The organism is Pedobacter nyackensis (assembly GCF_032678475.1).
GTDB classification, from domain to species: Bacteria; Bacteroidota; Bacteroidia; order Sphingobacteriales; family Sphingobacteriaceae; genus Pedobacter; species Pedobacter nyackensis_A.
Window position 1 is genome coordinate 90,922 of record NZ_JAVTSF010000002.1, and the last position, 18,648, is coordinate 109,569.

Genomic DNA, 18,648 nt, shown 5'->3' on the forward strand with positions numbered 1-18,648 from the left:
GATTTTTAGCTGCCTTTGATCAATGGAATTGTAATTTTAAGCGTGTTCCTTTTCAGGCTCCTGATGCACAGCCTTATGCTCCTGAAACACAAGTTTACTGGTATCGTACCCCTTCTTACTGCATCGATTAATGATCTCATTAAGCAGTTCTTTTGCCATTTCCGGCTTTCGCGACATGATATAAAGCCTTTCATGTTTAGGATGTCCTACAACCACATAGGAATAATCTTCGGCCAATTCAATTACCCAATAATCAACTTTAAAGGGCCAGACCAGCTGTGCTTTAAAAACTGCATTGCCAGTTCCTCTTACTACAAAAAGCTTAGACCTGATATACTTCCGTTTTTGCTCTCCAACAATATTGTAAGTAGTAAACACAGCATAGTAACCATCTGGGTGAATAACATAGGTTTCGACTTTTTGTCGCCAATGCTTATCCATAAATGTTGGGATGGAATACAACGAATACCACTTTCCAGCATATGCCATAATATCAACTCGTTGTACTGGTTGGTTGTCCATAATATGTCTCCGATTATCTAGTATTTGGCAAATGTAAATTCTTTATCATAAAACCCCTAACCAAGAATAAAGTTTTCAAAAGCATTTTTTAAACTCATGTTATTTTATAACTTCGACAGAGGTAACGTACATAAAAAAAATATTTATGAAGATAACAGTTGTAGGTGCAGGCGCCGTAGGTGCTACTTGTGCAGATAATATTGCCAGAAAAGAATTAGCTGAAGAACTTATTTTACTGGACATCAAAGAAGGTTTTGCTGAAGGCAAATCTATTGATATGATGCAAACAGCCGCTTTATTGGGCTTCGACACAAAAATTAAAGGTGTTACCAACGACTATGCCAGTACAGCTGACTCTGAAGTAGTTGTCATTACTTCGGGATTACCACGCAAACCCGGCATGACCCGTGAAGAATTGATCGGAACCAACGCCAATATCGTGAAAGGTGTTACCGAGAACATTTTAAAATATTCGCCGAACACTATTATCATTGTGGTTTCAAACCCAATGGATACCATGAACTACCTTACTTTAAAAACATCAGGACTACCTAAAAATCGGATCCTGGGTATGGGTGGTGCTTTGGATTCTTCAAGATTTAAATATTACCTCAGCCTTGAATTGGGCTGTTCACCTGCCGATCTTAATGCGGTGGTGATTGGCGGTCATGGCGATACAACAATGATCCCTTTGATTAACCATGCAACATGGAACAGCATTCCGGTTACCCAGCTATTAAGCAAAGAGCAACAAGACAAAGTAGTAAAAGCAACTATGGTTGGTGGTGCTACGTTAACTGGCTTAATTGGTACTTCTGCATGGTATGCACCTGGAGCAGGTACCGCAGCAATGGTTGAAAGTATTGTACGTGATGAGAAAAAATTAATCTCCTCAGGTGTTTACCTGGATGGTGAATACGGGCAAAAAGATATATCACTGGTTGTCCCTGTTATCATTGGCAAAAACGGTGTGGAAAGAATTCTTGATTTTAAACTTAGCGATGAAGAACAAGCCGAGTTTAACAAAAGTGCTGATGCCGTACGTAATATGAACGCGGTGTTAACCGACATGAAACTGATTTAAGACGACAAAAGAATTACAACATATTAATGAGAACAATTTCTGTTCCGCTTACCTTAATAAATTTACAAGACGATGGTTTCCACCTTTTGGTGGAAATTGTTGTTTTTGGGCAAAAGCTATTGGCTGTTGTCGATACCGGAGCTTCCAGATCTGTTTTTGACAAGTCCTTTATCGAAACCCATGTTAAAAACATCGAGAACACCGAAGAAACACATGCAACCACACTATTCACAACTTCAAGTACCCTACAGGCAACTATCCCTAAAGTTAAAATAGGTGCCCTCATCTTAAGGGATTACGAAGCTGTAGCGCTGGATCTCGAAGCGGTAAACCAGGCCTACCAAGGCCTTGGCCATCCTCCAATCGCTGCAATTATTGGCGGCGACCTTCTCCTTAAATACAATGCTATCATTAACTATAAAAAAATGAAGCTGTACTTATACAAATAACAGCCCAACCAATAGCATGCTAACAACGCCTACTCATTGACAACCCTACAACATAAAATAAAAAATACACCTATAACAAAACAGGGCCGCTAAATTAGCGGCCCTGTTTTGTTATGTTTCTAAAATAAAAATCACCTTTTCAGAGGAGGCCTCAGGCGCTTTTGCTTTTTCAACAAAAGATGCCAGACTCCGAAGAAAACGGTTATTTTTATCCGTTATTTTTATCTATTAATTTTCACTACGCATCAATCTTAGCATACTTCGCATTTCTTTCGATAAACTCTCTACGAGGCGCAACCTCATCTCCCATTAACATAGAGAATGTATGATCACACTCAGCAGCGTTTTCAATCGTTGCCTGCATCAAAGTACGAGTAGCCGGGTTCAATGTAGTATCCCAAAGCTGCTCAGCGTTCATCTCACCCAAACCTTTATAGCGTTGGATGTGTACACTTTCTTCCTTACCGGCACCTTTTAAGCGCTGTACAGCAGCATCACGCTGCTTATCATTCCAACAATATTCAAACTCTTTACCTTTTTTCACCTGGTACAAAGGCGGCGCAGCTATGTAAACATAACCAGCTTCAATAAGCGCTTTCATATACCTGAAGAAGAAAGTTAAGATAAGCGTAGTGATGTGTGAACCATCAATATCAGCATCCGTCATGATCACAATCTTGTGGTAACGAAGCTTAGTTAAATTTAACGCTTTATCATCTTCCGGTGTTCCTATACTTACACCAAGTGCTGTAAACATATTTTTGATCTCATCATTTTCATAGATCTTATGTTCCATTGCTTTCTCAACGTTCAGGATTTTACCTTTCAAAGGAAGGATAGCCTGGAAATTACGATCACGGCCCTGCTTGGCTGTACCACCCGCAGAGTCTCCCTCCACCAGGTACAACTCACATTTTTCCGGATCACTGTCAGAACAATCAGCAAGCTTACCAGGTAAGCCTGAGCCACCCATAACACTTTTACGTTGTACCATTTCGCGGGCCTTACGAGCTGCCGCACGAGCTGTTGCTGCCAGGATAACCTTATTAACGATCATCTTGGCTTCTTTAGGATACTCTTCAAGGTAAATACCCAAAGCCTCACCTACTGCAATATCCACAGCCCCCATTACCTCAGAGTTACCTAATTTGGTTTTAGTTTGTCCTTCAAACTGAGGCTCCTGAACTTTAACAGATACTACTGCGGTCAGACCTTCTCTAAAGTCATCACCTGTAATCTCAAATTTTACGTTTTTAAGTAATCCGGATTTATCAGCATAAGCTTTCAAAGTTCTGGTTAAACCTCTTCTAAAACCGGCAATGTGTGTACCACCTTCATGCGTATTGATGTTGTTAACATAAGAGTGTACATTTTCAGAGTAACTATCATTATACTGTAAAGCAAGCTCTACCGGTATACCGTTTTTAATACCCTCTACATAAATTGGTTCAGGAATTAATGACGGACGTGTACCATCCAGAAACTGAACAAATTCTTTCAATCCGCCTTCTGAATGAAAAAGCTCTGAAAGGAACTCGCCATTTTCAAGTGTTTCCCGCTCATCAGTTAATGTAAGCTTAATCCCTTTATTCAGGAAAGAAAGCTCTCTTAACCTTGAAGCCAGTGTATCATAGCGATATTCTGTAGTTTGTGTAAAGATCGTTTCATCAGGTTTAAATGTTACAATCGTACCACGTTTATCGGTATCACCAATAGATTTAACATCATACAATGGCTTACCGATATTATACTCCTGTACCCATATCTTACCTTCGCGGTGAACTTCAGCTCTTAAATGTGTAGATAATGCGTTAACGCAACTCACCCCCACACCGTGCAAACCACCTGATACCTTGTAAGTATCTTTATCAAATTTACCACCGGCATGCAGTACGGTCATTACAATTTCCAATGCCGATTTCTGCTCCTTGGTATTGATCCCGGTAGGGATACCACGACCATTATCTTCAACCCTGATAGAGTTGTCTTTTAAAATATTTACGTAAATGGTATCAGCATGACCTGCCAATGCCTCATCAATTGAGTTGTCTACTACCTCATATACAAGGTGATGCAAACCTTTAATTCCAGTATCGCCTATATACATCGAAGGGCGCTTACGCACCGCTTCCAAACCTTCTAATACCTGTATATTATCTGCCGAATAATTTGACTTTGGATCTTTTTCTTCGCTCATATTTTTTTATAAAACAATAAGATTCAAATTTAACCAATTATGGTCAATTTAAGGCAAATGTGGATAACTATTAGGCTTGGAAAATTATATTTTTTATCTAAGTTTGCTAAAGTTACCTAAAGGTGACCAAAGCTCAATTTATAAGGATGAAAAAAACAACATTAGGCGGCATTGCCACCGCAGTAGCCATCGTTTCCGTTATGGCATCTTGCCAGAATAAAGAGGATAAAGGCGCTACGGTTAAGAAAACAGATTCGACCACAGTTTCAAGCAGTGAAAAAATTGTTTATGTAAACTCGGATTCCCTGTTAACAAAATACCAGTACTTTAAAGACTTAAAAGTAAAGCTGGAAGGTAAATCTAAGGTAGCTCAAACTGACCTTGCTTCAAAACAGCAGGCATTCCAACGTGAAGTTGCCCAGTATCAGCAACAGGCCAATACCCTTCCTGCTGATCAAAGAGCATCAACTGAAGAAAGACTGGCCCGTAAACAACAGGAATTACAAGCTTACACCCAAAATGCAGGTGCTGCAATTCAGAATGAGCAAGCTGCAGAAAATGAAAAACTGTACGATAAAGTTGCAGACTATTTAAAAGAATACGCAAAGAAAAAAGGTTATAAAATGGTACTAGGTTACTCAAAAGGAAACGGTACAATTTTATTTGCTGATGAAAGTTTAGATGTAACCAGCGAAGTAATTGTTGGATTAAACGAAGCTTACAAAAAATAACATTTATTCATACGATTTTAAAATGCCCCGCTTAACGGGGCATTTTTTTTATGCAATTTTTATATTCTGAGCATGCATTAGCAAGAAAAAAATCATTTCCCCATATTACCTGATGAATTAACCAGTCCAATCATGGTATCTATCTCACTGACCACCCCGTCTGCGGATCCAGAGAATCCAACAACCTTAAATCTAATCTTTCCATTTCCATCTATGATAAATTTAGTAGGAATTCCCGGCACGTCATAGGCACTGACAAGGTCAAATTTATTCGGATCTTGCTTACTTTTCGTGTCGTATAGAACATTGAATGTATATTTTTTATCTGCAATAAACTTCTTCACCAATTCCTCCCTGTTGGGTTCAGTCTGACGGGTATTGATAAATAAAAACACAACATTAGGGTTATCTGCATACTTACTTACAGCCTTTTGCATTCCTGGAAATGATGCTACACAAGGGCCACACCATGTAGCCCAGTAGTCCAGAATTACGGTTTTACCTTTTAAACTAGCCAGACTTACCGTTTCTCCCTTAAGATTGAGCAAAGAAAAATCAGGAGCCGGGATATCAATCATCTTCTTTACCCAGTCTGCATGCTCCTTTTCTTTAACAGCACGCTCCAAAGCCACTATATAAGTTTCAAACGGCATGCTCATCCCTTTTGCTGCATATAAAGATTTTAACCGGTCTCTCATCGCAGCTGTCCCTTTCCCTTCTCTAAGAAAACGTTCAGCTTCAACAAACGCCTTTTCCTTATTGCCCGACAAGTCCAAATACATCACATACCGGGTGTTCCCTTCCGCATCGCTATACTCACCTGCTTTCTCCTGATATATGACAGCTTCAGCATCATTCCCCAGATTATGTAAGATCAATGCATAGGTGTCAGCAAACATTGCATACCCACGTAGTAAGCTATTCTGATAACTCTCTTTACTATCAAAATATATGGGATATTCATCATCCTTTGCCGCCTCCAAAAGATCCAGGGACAATTTGGAAATTTTAGCAGCATATGTTGAATTTTCATTCTTTTCAGCCAGTGGCCAGGCTATTGAATTGTAGATTCCCGCACGACTCCCCTTGTTTATTATTTTTTCAGCATAAAAGTCAAACTTTTCATAATTACCTGCTTCCCCATACATAGATGCTAGACGTTCATAAAGTGGAGACAACTTTTTCGTATCAGCAATGCTATCGCCATAGCCATATTTCTTTTTGAGTTGTGTTACTTTTACCTCAAACGCTATCGGATCTCTTTCGGTAAAGATCGCTCCAAAATCCAATGACCATGCATATTTTCCAGTCGGAAACTTTGTCAGTAACACTTTCTTAACTGAATCTGCTTTGGCTTGATCTTTTAGCACTAGATATAGGTTCATCGTCTCCGAAATCGACTGCTCGTCCGACGTTTTGGATAATTTCGCTATTTGATTCAGCAGCAACAGACGACCTCCAACAGGATCAGTGTTATAGGAACATACAAAATAGCGATACTCGTGCTGTCCTTTTTTCAACGCTGGCATCAGATCAAAAGCTTGTTTATACAATAGTGCTGCTTTGGCTTGATCAGGCTTCATTCTTAAATTAAGACCATAAGTATCCAGTAACATAGCCTCACTTAAATAAGTATATGGCGTTTGCTTGCCCGCTTTAAAAACCAGCGTATAATAACCGTTCGCATTTTCATCTATTTTCCCCTCAGAAGAAAGCTGCAATGCAACCAGGCTGGTACTGTCAGTCGTGGGAATCTCTCCGACGTATGTTGCACCAATTTTTGTCATTTTGACTTCCGATACTTTTTGCCTGGTGTTATGAAATACATAAGCATAACACTGAACATTTCCCCCACCTGTCACCTTGGTGCCCGTCGGATCATAAGTAAATCTGATCACACTACCTGCTTCCGGCTTAGGGTCAGCAAACTTCACATTTTGGGCATACACGAAAGCTGGAGCAGCGAAAAGCAGACCAACAACAACTTGTTTAAATAATTTCATCATCAAGAAGTTAAGATTAAAAATGTATAACTAAATATATAGTTTTCCTTTCACATAAGAAACAATTATCAAAAAAAAAGATCTAATGGAATAACTGTAATTTTGTTTAGGATGAGGTATGAAGAAAAAATAAGAATTGAACTTGAATTTTGGAAAAGAGAGATGATGCAGAAACCTTCCTTTCTAAACAAGGCTACACATAATATTCAGAAAAAGATCAATAGCTACATCCCCGATAAAGTTCATCAAGCGATTACAGTAGCAATGAAAGGAATGGTAAAAACAGTCTTGTACGGCTCTACTTATACGACCACGACTATACCATCGCAGGAAATGAGCCTGATCCATAGAGAATCTCTTGTACTTCAAAAGATTGACACCTATTGCAAAACCGGTGCCGCAGAAGGAGGCATAACAGGTGCCGGTGGTTTTTTAATGAGTATGGCTGATTTCCCAATTTTAATTGGAATTAAAATGAAACTGCTTTTTGAAATTGCCTCTCTCTATGGTTTCGAGGTAAAAGACTACCGTGAAAGACTATACATTTTATACATATTTCAATTGGCCTTTTCCAGCAAACAAGGTACTACGAAAGTTTTCTTACATATTAAAGATTGGGAAAACAAACTCAAAACACTTCCTGAAAACCCGGAAAACTTCGACTGGTTAACCTTTCAACAGGAATACCGTGATTATATTGATCTGGCCAAATTGGCTCAATTACTCCCTGTAGTAGGTGCCGCTGTCGGTGCCGTAGCAAATTATCAACTGATAAAAAAACTAGGAAAGACTGCCATGCAGGCATACAGACTACGGCTGATTGATCAGCCTAAATTACCAGGCTAGTCTTCTTTATCAAACAGCCCTTCAATCAAATCATCCGTCTCTCTTCTGTCTTTCTTTGTAGGCCTGCCCGTACCACGATCTCTTTTTAAGGTTGGGGCATGAAAAACAGATTTATAAGCATGAGTTTCCTCTTCAGGCGTAATGTCCTTGTATTTGGTAACGGCAATCTTTGATTCAACTCTGTTATACAACAACTCCACAACCTCAATCACTTTCTTTTCTATTCCCTTTGATACCTGATAAACATCTCCGGGCTTTACAATTGCTGAAGGCTTAAGATTCTGTCCCTTAAACTTAACCCGTCCTGCTTTACAAGCCTCTGTAGCTAAACTTCGGGTTTTAAACAACCTTATCGCCCATAAATATTTGTCGATCCTTAATTTCTCCTGTTCACTCATAACATCCCAAAAATAGCGATAATAACAATTTTAAAAACTTTTATATAGGAAAATACACAGAAAAGATCGCTCAATACATAAAATTGATTTATTTTGTCAAAAAATAACATACAATCATGATAGCAGAATTAAAAAAGTTAGTAGAAGCCGCTTGGGAAGACAGAACTTTATTAGAATATAGTGAACATTGCGAAGCAATTGAAACTGTAGTTATGCAGTTAGATAAAGGAGAACTACGTGTTGCAGAACCAATACTGAACTCCTGGGGTATCAATGAATGGATTAAAAAAGCAGTAATACTTTATTTCCCGATCAGACAAATGAAGGAAATAGAAGTTGGCCCTTTTGTTTTCCATGACAAAATGAAGTTAAAAACCAATTACAAAGAAATAGGTGTTAGAGTGGTACCTGGTGCAAGTGCACGTTATGGTGCTTATCTGGCTAAAGGCGTAATTATGATGCCTTCTTATGTAAACATAGGTGCTTACGTGGATGAAGGTACAATGGTAGATACCTGGGCTACTGTAGGCTCATGTGCTCAAATTGGAAAACATGTACATTTAAGTGGTGGTGTTGGTATCGGTGGTGTTTTGGAGCCAATCCAGGCTGCACCAGTAATTATTGAAGACAATTGTTTCCTTGGTTCAAGAGCAATCGTTGTTGAAGGTGTACGTGTTGAAAAAGAAGCTGTTTTAGGCGCAAACGTAGTATTAACAGCATCTACTAAAATCATCGACGTAACTGGTCCTACTCCTGTTGAATATAAAGGTATCGTTCCTGCACGTTCAGTGGTAATTCCTGGCAGCTATGCTAAAAAATTCCCTGCTGGCGAATACCAGGTACCTTGTGCATTGATTATCGGTAAACGTAAAGAATCAACAGATAAAAAAACTTCCCTTAATGATGCATTGAGAGAAAACAATGTAGCAGTATAAGATAATGAATATTGGTTTTGACGGAAAGAGAGCTGCAAATAACCTTACAGGTCTGGGAAATTACAGTCGCTCACTAATTGCACATCTCGCAAAATATTTCCCTCAAAACCAATATTTCGTTTACAGCCCAAAAGTAAAAGATAAGCCGCAAATCAATGCATTCCTGCAAACTGAAGGCATAAGCCTGAAGTTGCCTGAAACAAAAAGTTTACTTTGGCGAAGTCTGGGTATCAAAAACCAATTAAAAAAAGACCATATAGATATTTTTCATGGCTTAAGTCATGAACTTCCAATTGGAATACACAAAACAGGCATTCGTTCTATTGTCACTATCCACGACCTGATTTTTATCAAATTCCCACAGAACTACGGGTTTATTGACCGGTCTATCTATAGGCTAAAAACCAGATACGCCTGCAAACACGCTGATCGTATAATTGCCATTAGCGAACAAACCAAACAGGATATTATACAACTTTTTAAAACTGACCCCAATAAAATAGAGGTTGTTTATCAAAGTTGTGATGACAGTTTTAAATCGCAGGCGAATAACGACACAAAGAAGCTTGTTAAAGAAAAATACGACCTACCTGTCAAATACATTTTAAATGTTGGCACAATTGAAACCAGAAAAAACCTGGTTAACCTGGTAAAAGCGCTACAGCATATTGACCAAAATTATAAACTGGTTGTCATAGGTAAAAAAACCGCATACTATAAACTCGTAGAAAAAGAAATCCAAAAGTTAGGATTGCAAGACCGGGTAGTATTTTTAAAAGACATCCCTTTTACTGATTTGCCTGTTATTTACCAAATGGCTTCGTTATTTGCCTACCCATCGGTATACGAAGGATTCGGCATACCTATTATCGAAGCACTTTATAGCCATGTCCCGGTCGTTGCTGCAACTGGCTCCTGTCTGGAGGAAGCCGGTGGCCCCAATAGCTTGTACGTTCATCCCGATGATCACTTAGCTCTTTCCAAAGTCATAAATGACGTATTGGCAAACCCTTCTTTACAAGCTGACATGAAGGAAAAAGGCTTGGTTTATGTTCAAAAATTTAACAATGAAAACATCAGCAGGCAAATGATGCAGTTATACCATAAAACTTTGGATAAAACTGTAATTTTACCAAATGCTAAGAACAGAAATTGAAAAAGCCCTTACTGTTTTAAAGAATGGTGGTGTGATACTCTACCCTACTGATACAATTTGGGGATTAGGCTGCGACGCTACAAATGAACAAGCGGTAGCAAAAATCAATGAAATTAAAGGCCGTGCTGCTGATAAAAGCTTCATTATTCTTTTAGATACAGATGCAAAACTGCAAAGTTATGTGACTGAAGTGCCAGACGTGGCATATGACCTGATAGAGTATGCAGAAAACCCACTTACCCTGGTATTTCCCGGGGGAAAAAATCTAGCCAGCAATGTTATCAATGCAGATGGAAGCGTAGGAATAAGAATCGCCAAACATGAGTTTTGCCAGCAACTTATTCAGCGTTTCCGCAAACCAATAACCTCTACTTCTGCGAATATATCGGGAGCACCATCTCCTCTTTTCTTCGATGAGATCAGTGATGAGATTAAAGAAGCGGTAGATCATATAGTAGACTGGGAACAAGAACTTCGAATAAGTAAAAAGCCATCGACTATAATGAAATTAGCACCCGGAGGTCAATTTTCCTTTATTAGAAGGTAAGTTTTACTACTTTTGCAATCTCATCAATGGAACAACATTTACAACACCCTGTCTTTAAAGCTCTTGCCGATATTGCACACAAGCATCATATCGAAGCTTATATAATTGGCGGCTATGTGAGAGATATTTTTCTCGAAAGGCCATCAAAAGATATTGATATTGTTGTACTTGGGAATGGTATTGAATTCGCTGAACTTGCAGGCAAACACCTGAAAAGTAAAGTCGCAGTTTTTAAAAACTTCGGCACAGCGATGTTAAAATATCAGGATCTTGAAATAGAATTTGTGGGTGCCAGAAAAGAATCCTATCGTTCCGATTCACGAAAACCTATTGTTGAAAATGGTACGATTGAAGATGATCAGTTAAGAAGAGATTTCACGATCAACGCATTGGCAATCTCACTTAACAAAGAAAACTATGGTCAGCTGATTGATCCATTTAATGGGATCACCGACCTTAACAATAAACTAATCAGGACTCCCCTGGATCCCGAGCTTACCTTTTCCGATGATCCATTGCGCATGATGCGCGGAATCAGATTTGCCAGTCAGCTCAATTTCTCCATCGAAGAACAGGCCTTAACGGCTATAAAAAAGCAAAAAGATAGGATTAACATTGTTTCTAAGGAGCGCATTACCGATGAGCTCAATAAGATCATACTTTCAAAAGTCCCATCCGTTGGATTTAAATACTTGTTTGATACGGGCCTGCTCCACCTGATATTTCCACAAATGGCCAATTTATATGGTGTGGATATTATTAACGGGAAAGGCCATAAGGATAATTTTTACCATACCTTACAAGTACTGGATAACATCTGCGAAACGACTGAAGATCTTTGGTTACGCTGGGCAGCAATTTTACATGATATTGCCAAACCTGCAACCAAACGCTTTGAAGAAGGTCATGGCTGGACTTTTCATGGTCACGAAGATAAAGGTGCCAGGATGGTACCTAAAATATTTGCACATCTTAAACTTCCCTTAAATGAAAAGATGAAGTTTGTGCAAAAAATGGTTCAATTACACCTGCGCCCTATCGTACTTGCACAGGAAGTGGTCACAGATTCAGCAGTTAGAAGGTTACTATTTGATGCAGGAGAAGATATTGAAAGCCTGATGCTGCTCTGCAACGCAGATGTCACCACAAAAAATGAATACAAAGTAAAAAAATACCGCAACAACTTTGAGCTGGTCAAACAAAAGCTTAAGGATGTCGAAGAACGCGACAAGATCAGAAACTGGCAACCTCCGATCTCAGGAAATGATATCATGGAAATATTTGGACTGAGTGCGGGTAAGGAAGTTGGCCTCATCAAAAATGCCATAAGGGAAGCAATTCTGGAAGGCGAAATAACAAACACATACGACAACGCACTGGAATTTATGCTTGAAAAAGCGAAGGAATTTGGTCTTCAACCAATAAAGCGTTAATACAATTATATAAAGTATATTTTATTTTTTAATTTTATACCTAGAAAAGAGGCTAAAATGGCAATTTATAGATTTAGAATAAGTTTCGAAGATTTCGATGAAGTAGTAAGGGAAATAGATATAAAGTCAACCCAGACATTTGAAGATTTACATAAAGCAATTCACCGTTCAACCGGATACTCTGCTGAAAAACCTTCCTCGTTTTTTGTAAGTACTGACAACTGGATAAAAGGAGACGAAATTGCTTACCTGCCTATTCAACGTAAAATAGACAGAGGCGTAGCCTTAATGGAGAATTCTAAGTTGAATAAATTCATCGAAGACCCTCATCAGAAATTTTACTACATCTATAACTTCGACCGCCCTTTCGATTTTCACGTAGAACTGATTAAAATCATATTGGATACTGATCCTAATATTGAATACCCTTTCCTGGTAAAAAGTACAGGTGAAGCCCCTAAAATAATTGACAAAAATAATTTTGGCGCGGTTGCAGTATCTGCTGCTCCAGCTTCTACAGAGTTCGACTTCCTGAATGAAATGGACTTTGTACCTGAAGATACAGAAGAACTTGAAGCCATGGGCGGCAGGGGGATCAATGCAGAAGAAAAGTCTGACGACTCAGAAGAAGAAGAGTCTGATGAAGATGAATTCGCAGACAATGACGGGTTCGAAGACGAAGAATATAAAGAAGATGATTATTAATGCCTGATTATGGCATTAAATAAAACCCTGGTTGTAGTCGTTGGCCCAACAGGAATAGGAAAAACAGCCCTGGCTATTTCAATAGCCAGGCAATTTCAAACTGAAATTATCTCTGCCGATTCCAGGCAGTTTTTTAAAGAAATGGAAATAGGTACAGCCAAACCTTCCACAGAAGAACTTGCTGCCGCTCCCCACCACTTTATAAATTCTCACAGCATTGAAACCCTGTTTAGTACAGGTGATTTTGAAGTACAGGCCATTGCGCTCATGGAACAGCTTTTTAAAAAGCATGATTTATTGGTAATGGTTGGCGGCTCTGGTCTTTATATAGACGCAGTTTGTAAAGGCCTGGATGATCTTCCTGAAATTGATTTAAATATCAGGGAACAGCTAAACGATCAGCTTGCGAATGAGGGCATAGAATCCATTAAAAAACAGCTGAGTGAATATGATCCTGAATACTATCAAAAAGTCGATCAGGCGAACCCTCAGCGTATGATCCGGGGATTAGAAGTGTATTTATCTACTGGTATAAAACTATCGTCACATCTTACCAACAGCAAAAAGACAAGACCATTTAATATCGTAAAAATAGGTCTCAATATGGATCGTACTGCGTTGTACAATCGCATAAACCATCGGGTAGACAAAATGATGGAATCGGGCTTACTCGAAGAAGTTAAAAGTTTACGTTCTTATAGAAAGCTTAACGCCCTGAATACTGTAGGCTACTCCGAATTATTTAATTACCTGGATGGAGAAAGTACTTTAAAAGAAGCTGTAGACCAAATTAAACAAAACACAAGGCGATTTGCCAAACGTCAGCTAACCTGGTTTAGGAGAGATGACAGCACCGCCTGGTTTGAACCCGGACAAGATGATGCCGTCATCAGTTATATCAGTAAGACAACAGACTAAGCCTGTGCGGTTGGTCCGCCAAAATTCATTGGAAAACCAGGAGGCTCTTCCTGTGTTTTTATACGCCCGTTTATAGCTTCATACTTTTCTATATTATCCAGCATAGCAGCCACCAATCTTTTTGCATGCTCAGGTGTTAATATAATCCTCGATTTTACTCTGGCCTTAGGTACACCTGGCATTACGCGGATAAAATCAAGTACAAACTCTGTATTAGAATGCGTAATAATAGCTAGGTTAGAAAATATCCCTTCTGCAATTTCCTCAGAAAGTTCAATATTCAGTTGGTTATCGTTGTTTTGTTCTTCCATAAAACAAACTTAGATAAAATTTCACTATTGATAAGGCAAAAAAAATCCCCCAACTGAAAAGAAGGGGGATTTTTAGAAAAATGTATTTAAATATTAAGCATCTACTTCTTCTTGTTTCGAAGCTAATAATTTATCGTATTCTTCCTGAGAACCTACAATGATACGCTCGTATCCACGTACACCAGTACCTGAAGGGATTAAGTGTCCAACAATTACGTTTTCTTTCAATCCAAGCATGTTATCACGTTTACCGGCAATTGCGGCTTCGTTTAACACTTTTGTAGTTTCCTGGAACGATGCCGCCGAGATGAACGATTTCGTTCCCAATGAAGCACGTGTAATACCTTGCAGCATAGAACTCGCAGTTGCAGGTCTTGCATCACGAACCTCTATTTGTTTCAAATCTTTACGTTTCAATTGAGAATTTTCATCTCTTAATTTACGTAATGAAATGATCTGACCAGGCTTAACAGTATTTGAATCACCAGCTTCAACTACAACTTTTTTGTCATAGATCTCATCATTTTCAATCATGAAGTCCCAACGATCTGCAGAGTTATTCTCTAAGAAAGTAGTATCTCCCGGATCTTCAATGTGAACCTTCTGCATCATCTGGTGAACGATAACCTCAAAGTGTTTATCGTTGATTTTCACACCTTGTAAACGGTAAACCTCTTGGATACCATTTACTAAGTACTCTTGTACAGCAGCAGGCCCTTTAATAGCCAGGATGTCTGCAGGAGAGATTGAACCATCTGATAAAGGCATACCAGCTTTTACAAAGTCATTATCCTGTACAAGGATGTGTTTAGACAATGGAACCAGGTATTTTTTAACTTCTCCGTCTTTCGACTCGATAGTCATCTCACGGTTACCACGTTTCACACCACCTAGTGTTACCACACCATCAATCTCTGTTACTACAGCAGGGTTAGATGGGTTACGTGCTTCGAAAAGTTCAGTTACACGTGGTAAACCACCCGTAATATCCCTTGTTTTTCCAGTTGCACGAGGTATCTTAACCAGGATCTGACCTGTTTGAACCATATCACCTTCATCAATTGCAATGTGGGCACCAACCGGGATGTTATATCCTCTGATCAGTTCGCCTTTCTTGTCAACGATTCTTACTGACGGGTTCTTAGTTTTATCACGTGTATCGATAATTACTTTCTCACGGTGACCAGTTTGCTCATCTGATTCTTCACGGAAGGTAACACCTTCAATGATCGCTTCAAACTCAATCTTACCGGCAAATTCCGAGATAATAACCGCATTGTACGGATCCCAGGAACAAATTCTATCACCTTTAGTGATTTTAGCACCATCCTCAACGTATAAGAATGAACCATAAGGAATATTGTTGGTCATGATTACTTTACCAGTATTTGGCTCAACAATCTTGAACTCACCTGAACGTCCCAATACGATTTGCGTATCACCTTCTTCAGTTTTAGTAGCAACCGTACGAACGTTTTCAAATTCGATCACACCATCAAATTTAGCTGTGATCTGAGATTCTGCAGCGATGTTCGATGCAGTACCCCCAACGTGGAACGTACGTAGCGTTAACTGTGTACCCGGCTCACCGATTGACTGTGCTGCAATTACACCAACAGCCTCTCCTTTTTGAACACGTTTACCAGTTGCAAGGTTACGTCCGTAACACAATGCACAAACACCTCTTTGATTCTCGCAGGTCAATACCGAACGAATTTCAATACCTTCTAACGGAGACTCTTCAATTGCTTTAGCAATATCTTCATCAATATCCTGTCCGGCAGCAACCAGTAATTTTCCATCTAACGGATTAAATACATCGTGCAGAGATATACGACCTAACAATCTGTCATATAATGGTTCAACGATATCCTCGTTATCTTTCAATGCAGTAGTATACATACCTCTCAATGTACCGCAATCCTCAGAATTAACGATCATATCCTGGGCCACATCATGTAAACGACGTGTCAAGTAACCAGCATCGGCTGTTTTCAAGGCCGTATCCGCCAAACCTTTACGAGCACCGTGGGTAGAGATAAAGTACTCTAATACCGACAGTCCTTCTTTAAAGTTTGATAAGATCGGGTTTTCAATAATCTCACCACCTGAACCTGATTTCTGAGGCTTAGCCATCAAACCACGCATACCGCACAGCTGACGAATCTGCTCTTTCGAACCACGGGCTCCAGAGTCCAACATCATATAAACTGAGTTGAAACCCTGGTTATCGCTCGATAACTGGTTCATCACGAATGATGTTAACCTGTTATTGATACGGGTCCAGATATCGATAATTTGATTGTAACGCTCGTTGTTGGTAATGAAACCCATGTTATAGTTATTTCTTACCTCATCAACTTCTGCAGAAGCCTGCTCCAATAGAGCTTGTTTCTCAACAGGGATGTTTACATCCTGTAAGTTAAATGATAAACCACCACGGAATGCCATTTGGAAACCTAATTCCTTAATGTCATCAAGGAACCTTGATGCACGTGCCATACCAGTGATTTTAACAACCTCACCAATGATATCCCTTAAAGATTTCTTAGTAAGCAGCTCATTGATATAACCTACTTCTTCCGGTACCATTTGGTTAAACAATACACGTCCAACAGTAGTTTCAATCAATTTATTTACGATTGTACCATCTTCTAATTTAACATTTACTTTTACTTTAATAAATGCATGAAGATCGATCATCTTCTCATTGTAAGCAATGATTACCTCTTCCGGAGAATAGAAAGAGAAATCCTGACCTTTAACTACACGTTTATCGTCAGTTCTACGGCCTTTAGTAATATAATAAAGACCCAAAACCATATCCTGAGAAGGTACTGTAATAGGCGTACCGTTTGCAGGGTTCAGAATGTTATGTGCTGCAAGCATCAATACCTGCGCTTCAAGGATTGCGGCGTGCCCTAATGGTAAATGTACTGCCATCTGGTCACCGTCAAAATCCGCGTTAAAAGCCGTACACACTAATGGGTGTAACTGGATTGCTTTACCCTCAACCAATTTAGGCTGGAACGACTGGATACCTAATCTGTGCAACGTAGGTGCACGGTTAAGTAATACAGGGTGTCCCTTTAAAACGTTCTCAAGAATATCCCAAACTAATGGATCTTTCCTGTCTACAATTTTCTTTGCAGATTTTACCGTTTTAACGATACCTCTTTCTATCATCTTACGGATGATAAATGGTTTGAACAGCTCAGCTGCCATATCCTTAGGTAAACCGCACTCGTGTAATTTAAGGTTTGGACCTACAACAATTACCGAACGTGCCGAGTAATCCACACGTTTACCTAATAAGTTCTGACGGAAACGACCTTGTTTACCTTTCAAGATATCAGAAAGAGATTTCAAAGCACGGTTACCTTCAGTTTTTACAGCATTTACTTTACGTGAGTTATCGAATAACGAATCTACAGCTTCCTGTAACATACGTTTCTCGTTACGTAAAATCACCTCTGGAGCTTTGATCTCGATCAAACGCTTCAAACGGTTGTTACGGATAATCACACGACGATATAAATCGTTCAAATCTGAAGTAGCGAAACGACCACCTTCTAATGGTACTAAAGGACGTAATTCTGGTGGAATAACCGGAACGATCTTAATGATCATCCACTCAGGGTTATTCTCAATACGAGATCTTGAACCACGGAAAGCCTCAACAACCTGTAAGCGTTTTAAAGCTTCGTTTTTACGTTGTTGTGAAGTTTCGTTAGCAGCCTGGTGACGTAAGTTATAAGATAAAGTATCTAAATCAATACGTTTCAATAAATCTTCTAATGCTTCAGCACCCATTTTGGCGATGAATTTATTAGGATCTTTATCGTCCAGGTATTGGTTTTCTTTAGGTAACTTATCAAGAATATCTAAATATTCTTCTTCAGTTAAGAAATCCATATACTGAATACCTTCCTCGGCCATAAAACCTGGCTGAATTACTACATAACGCTCGTAGTAAATGATCAGATCAAGTCTTTTTGTTGGTAAGCCTAATAAGTATCCAATTTTATTTGGTAAAGAACGGAAATACCAGATATGCGCAACGGGAACCACCAAATTGATGTGTCCCATACGTTCTCTACGTACTTTCTTTTCTGTTACTTCAACACCACAACGGTCACAAACGATACCTTTATAACGGATACGTTTATATTTACCGCAATGACATTCGTAATCTTTTACCGGACCAAAAATACGCTCACAAAACAAACCATCACGCTCGGGTTTGTAAGTACGGTAATTGATAGTCTCAGGTTTTAACACCTCACCACTTGAACGCTCTAAAATAGCCTCCGGCGATGCCAAGCTAATGGTAATCGAGGTGAAATTGCTTTTTAATTTATTATCCTTTTTGTAAGACATAGCTCTTTTGTTTGAAAGTTGAAAAATTTAAAA

The 18,648-nt window shown here is 39.1% G+C and carries 16 protein-coding genes; 10 read left to right on the forward strand and 6 right to left on the reverse strand.

Translation table 11 applies throughout. The annotated features are described in order from the left end of the window. Positions 1–36 precede the first annotated feature (36 nt). Entirely contained in the window at positions 37–522 is a 486-nt protein-coding gene (locus R2Q84_RS07985) for a lipocalin family protein (RefSeq protein WP_316816025.1), read from the reverse strand. A gap of 145 nt (positions 523–667) precedes the next feature. Between R2Q84_RS07985 and mdh the strand changes: the two genes are divergently transcribed. Both mdh and R2Q84_RS07995 read left to right on the forward strand, forming a co-directional pair. Continuing rightward, a complete protein-coding gene (mdh, locus tag R2Q84_RS07990; protein ID WP_316816026.1) occupies positions 668–1,606 on the forward strand; it encodes a malate dehydrogenase in 939 nt (312 codons plus the stop codon). Between the two features lie 26 nt (positions 1,607–1,632). Further along, positions 1,633–2,055, forward strand: a complete 423-nt coding sequence (locus R2Q84_RS07995) for an aspartyl protease family protein (RefSeq protein ID WP_316816027.1) — start codon at positions 1,633–1,635, stop codon at positions 2,053–2,055. A 238-nt stretch (positions 2,056–2,293) separates the two neighbouring features. On the opposite strand, the gene gyrB is transcribed toward R2Q84_RS07995, so the two are convergent. Then, on the reverse strand, positions 2,294–4,252 hold the full coding sequence (gene gyrB / locus R2Q84_RS08000) for a DNA topoisomerase (ATP-hydrolyzing) subunit B (RefSeq protein WP_316816028.1): 1,959 nt from the start codon (positions 4,250–4,252) through the stop codon (positions 2,294–2,296). 146 nt (positions 4,253–4,398) lie between these two features. Between gyrB and R2Q84_RS08005 the strand changes: the two genes are divergently transcribed. Further along, complete coding sequence (locus R2Q84_RS08005; protein ID WP_316816029.1) at positions 4,399–4,983, forward strand: OmpH family outer membrane protein; 585 nt, start codon at positions 4,399–4,401, stop codon at positions 4,981–4,983. Between the two features lie 92 nt (positions 4,984–5,075). Here R2Q84_RS08005 and R2Q84_RS08010 read toward each other — a convergent pair whose 3' ends face one another. Next, positions 5,076–6,989, reverse strand: a complete 1,914-nt coding sequence (locus R2Q84_RS08010; protein ID WP_316816030.1) for a TlpA disulfide reductase family protein — start codon at positions 6,987–6,989, stop codon at positions 5,076–5,078. A 108-nt stretch (positions 6,990–7,097) separates the two neighbouring features. On the opposite strand from R2Q84_RS08010, the gene R2Q84_RS08015 reads away from it, so the two are divergent. Beyond that, positions 7,098–7,832, forward strand: a complete 735-nt coding sequence (locus R2Q84_RS08015) for an EcsC family protein (protein WP_316816031.1) — start codon at positions 7,098–7,100, stop codon at positions 7,830–7,832. On the opposite strand, the gene R2Q84_RS08020 is transcribed toward R2Q84_RS08015, so the two are convergent. Further along, positions 7,829–8,230 carry an RNA-binding S4 domain-containing protein gene (locus R2Q84_RS08020; protein WP_316816032.1) on the reverse strand — a complete coding sequence of 134 codons (402 nt, stop codon included), beginning with the start codon at positions 8,228–8,230 and terminating at the stop codon, positions 7,829–7,831. The two genes, R2Q84_RS08015 and R2Q84_RS08020, sit on opposite strands and share 4 nt — an antisense overlap. A gap of 116 nt (positions 8,231–8,346) precedes the next feature. Here R2Q84_RS08020 and R2Q84_RS08025 point away from each other — a divergent pair, with 116 nt between their 5' ends. From R2Q84_RS08025 to miaA, 6 genes are read left to right on the forward strand one after another with little or no spacing between them, the layout of a single operon-like run. Next, a complete protein-coding gene (locus tag R2Q84_RS08025) occupies positions 8,347–9,165 on the forward strand; it encodes a 2,3,4,5-tetrahydropyridine-2,6-dicarboxylate N-succinyltransferase (protein WP_410478411.1) in 819 nt (272 codons plus the stop codon). A 4-nt stretch (positions 9,166–9,169) separates the two neighbouring features. Beyond that, positions 9,170–10,321: a glycosyltransferase family 1 protein gene (locus R2Q84_RS08030; RefSeq protein WP_316816033.1), complete on the forward strand. Its 1,152-nt coding sequence runs from the start codon at positions 9,170–9,172 to the stop codon at positions 10,319–10,321. Continuing rightward, positions 10,302–10,868, forward strand: a complete 567-nt coding sequence (locus R2Q84_RS08035; RefSeq protein WP_316816034.1) for an L-threonylcarbamoyladenylate synthase — start codon at positions 10,302–10,304, stop codon at positions 10,866–10,868. Before R2Q84_RS08030 ends, R2Q84_RS08035 begins: the two co-directional genes overlap by 20 nt. Before the next feature lie 26 nt (positions 10,869–10,894). Further along, complete coding sequence (locus tag R2Q84_RS08040) at positions 10,895–12,301, forward strand: CCA tRNA nucleotidyltransferase (protein WP_316816035.1); 1,407 nt, start codon at positions 10,895–10,897, stop codon at positions 12,299–12,301. Between the two features lie 57 nt (positions 12,302–12,358). Beyond that, positions 12,359–13,006, forward strand: a complete 648-nt coding sequence (locus R2Q84_RS08045; protein ID WP_316816036.1) for an IS1096 element passenger TnpR family protein — start codon at positions 12,359–12,361, stop codon at positions 13,004–13,006. A 9-nt stretch (positions 13,007–13,015) separates the two neighbouring features. After that, complete coding sequence (gene miaA, locus R2Q84_RS08050) at positions 13,016–13,924, forward strand: tRNA (adenosine(37)-N6)-dimethylallyltransferase MiaA (RefSeq protein WP_316816037.1); 909 nt, start codon at positions 13,016–13,018, stop codon at positions 13,922–13,924. Here miaA and R2Q84_RS08055 read toward each other — a convergent pair. Continuing rightward, positions 13,921–14,235: a DUF3467 domain-containing protein gene (locus R2Q84_RS08055; RefSeq protein ID WP_316816038.1), complete on the reverse strand. Its 315-nt coding sequence runs from the start codon at positions 14,233–14,235 to the stop codon at positions 13,921–13,923. The genes miaA and R2Q84_RS08055 overlap by 4 nt on opposite strands. A 93-nt stretch (positions 14,236–14,328) precedes the next feature. Beyond that, positions 14,329–18,615 carry a DNA-directed RNA polymerase subunit beta' gene (rpoC, locus tag R2Q84_RS08060; protein ID WP_316816039.1) on the reverse strand — a complete coding sequence of 1,429 codons (4,287 nt, stop codon included), beginning with the start codon at positions 18,613–18,615 and terminating at the stop codon, positions 14,329–14,331. Positions 18,616–18,648 lie beyond the last annotated feature (33 nt).

Coding starts and splice junctions, on each gene's coding strand:
- gyrB (WP_316816028.1), bottom strand. CDS start 4,252: ATGAGCGAAGAAAAAGATCCAAAGTCAAATTATTCGGCAGATAATATA.
- R2Q84_RS07985 (WP_316816025.1), bottom strand. CDS start 522: ATGGACAACCAACCAGTACAACGAGTTGATATTATGGCATATGCTGGA.
- R2Q84_RS08045 (WP_316816036.1), top strand. CDS start 12,359: ATGGCAATTTATAGATTTAGAATAAGTTTCGAAGATTTCGATGAAGTA.
- R2Q84_RS08010 (WP_316816030.1), bottom strand. CDS start 6,989: ATGATGAAATTATTTAAACAAGTTGTTGTTGGTCTGCTTTTCGCTGCT.
- R2Q84_RS08040 (WP_316816035.1), top strand. CDS start 10,895: ATGGAACAACATTTACAACACCCTGTCTTTAAAGCTCTTGCCGATATT.
- R2Q84_RS08020 (WP_316816032.1), bottom strand. CDS start 8,230: ATGAGTGAACAGGAGAAATTAAGGATCGACAAATATTTATGGGCGATA.
- miaA (WP_316816037.1), top strand. CDS start 13,016: ATGGCATTAAATAAAACCCTGGTTGTAGTCGTTGGCCCAACAGGAATA.
- R2Q84_RS08030 (WP_316816033.1), top strand. CDS start 9,170: ATGAATATTGGTTTTGACGGAAAGAGAGCTGCAAATAACCTTACAGGT.
- R2Q84_RS08005 (WP_316816029.1), top strand. CDS start 4,399: ATGAAAAAAACAACATTAGGCGGCATTGCCACCGCAGTAGCCATCGTT.
- R2Q84_RS08055 (WP_316816038.1), bottom strand. CDS start 14,235: ATGGAAGAACAAAACAACGATAACCAACTGAATATTGAACTTTCTGAG.
- R2Q84_RS08035 (WP_316816034.1), top strand. CDS start 10,302: ATGCTAAGAACAGAAATTGAAAAAGCCCTTACTGTTTTAAAGAATGGT.
- mdh (WP_316816026.1), top strand. CDS start 668: ATGAAGATAACAGTTGTAGGTGCAGGCGCCGTAGGTGCTACTTGTGCA.
- R2Q84_RS08015 (WP_316816031.1), top strand. CDS start 7,098: ATGAGGTATGAAGAAAAAATAAGAATTGAACTTGAATTTTGGAAAAGA.
- rpoC (WP_316816039.1), bottom strand. CDS start 18,615: ATGTCTTACAAAAAGGATAATAAATTAAAAAGCAATTTCACCTCGATT.
- R2Q84_RS07995 (WP_316816027.1), top strand. CDS start 1,633: ATGAGAACAATTTCTGTTCCGCTTACCTTAATAAATTTACAAGACGAT.
- R2Q84_RS08025 (WP_410478411.1), top strand. CDS start 8,347: ATGATAGCAGAATTAAAAAAGTTAGTAGAAGCCGCTTGGGAAGACAGA.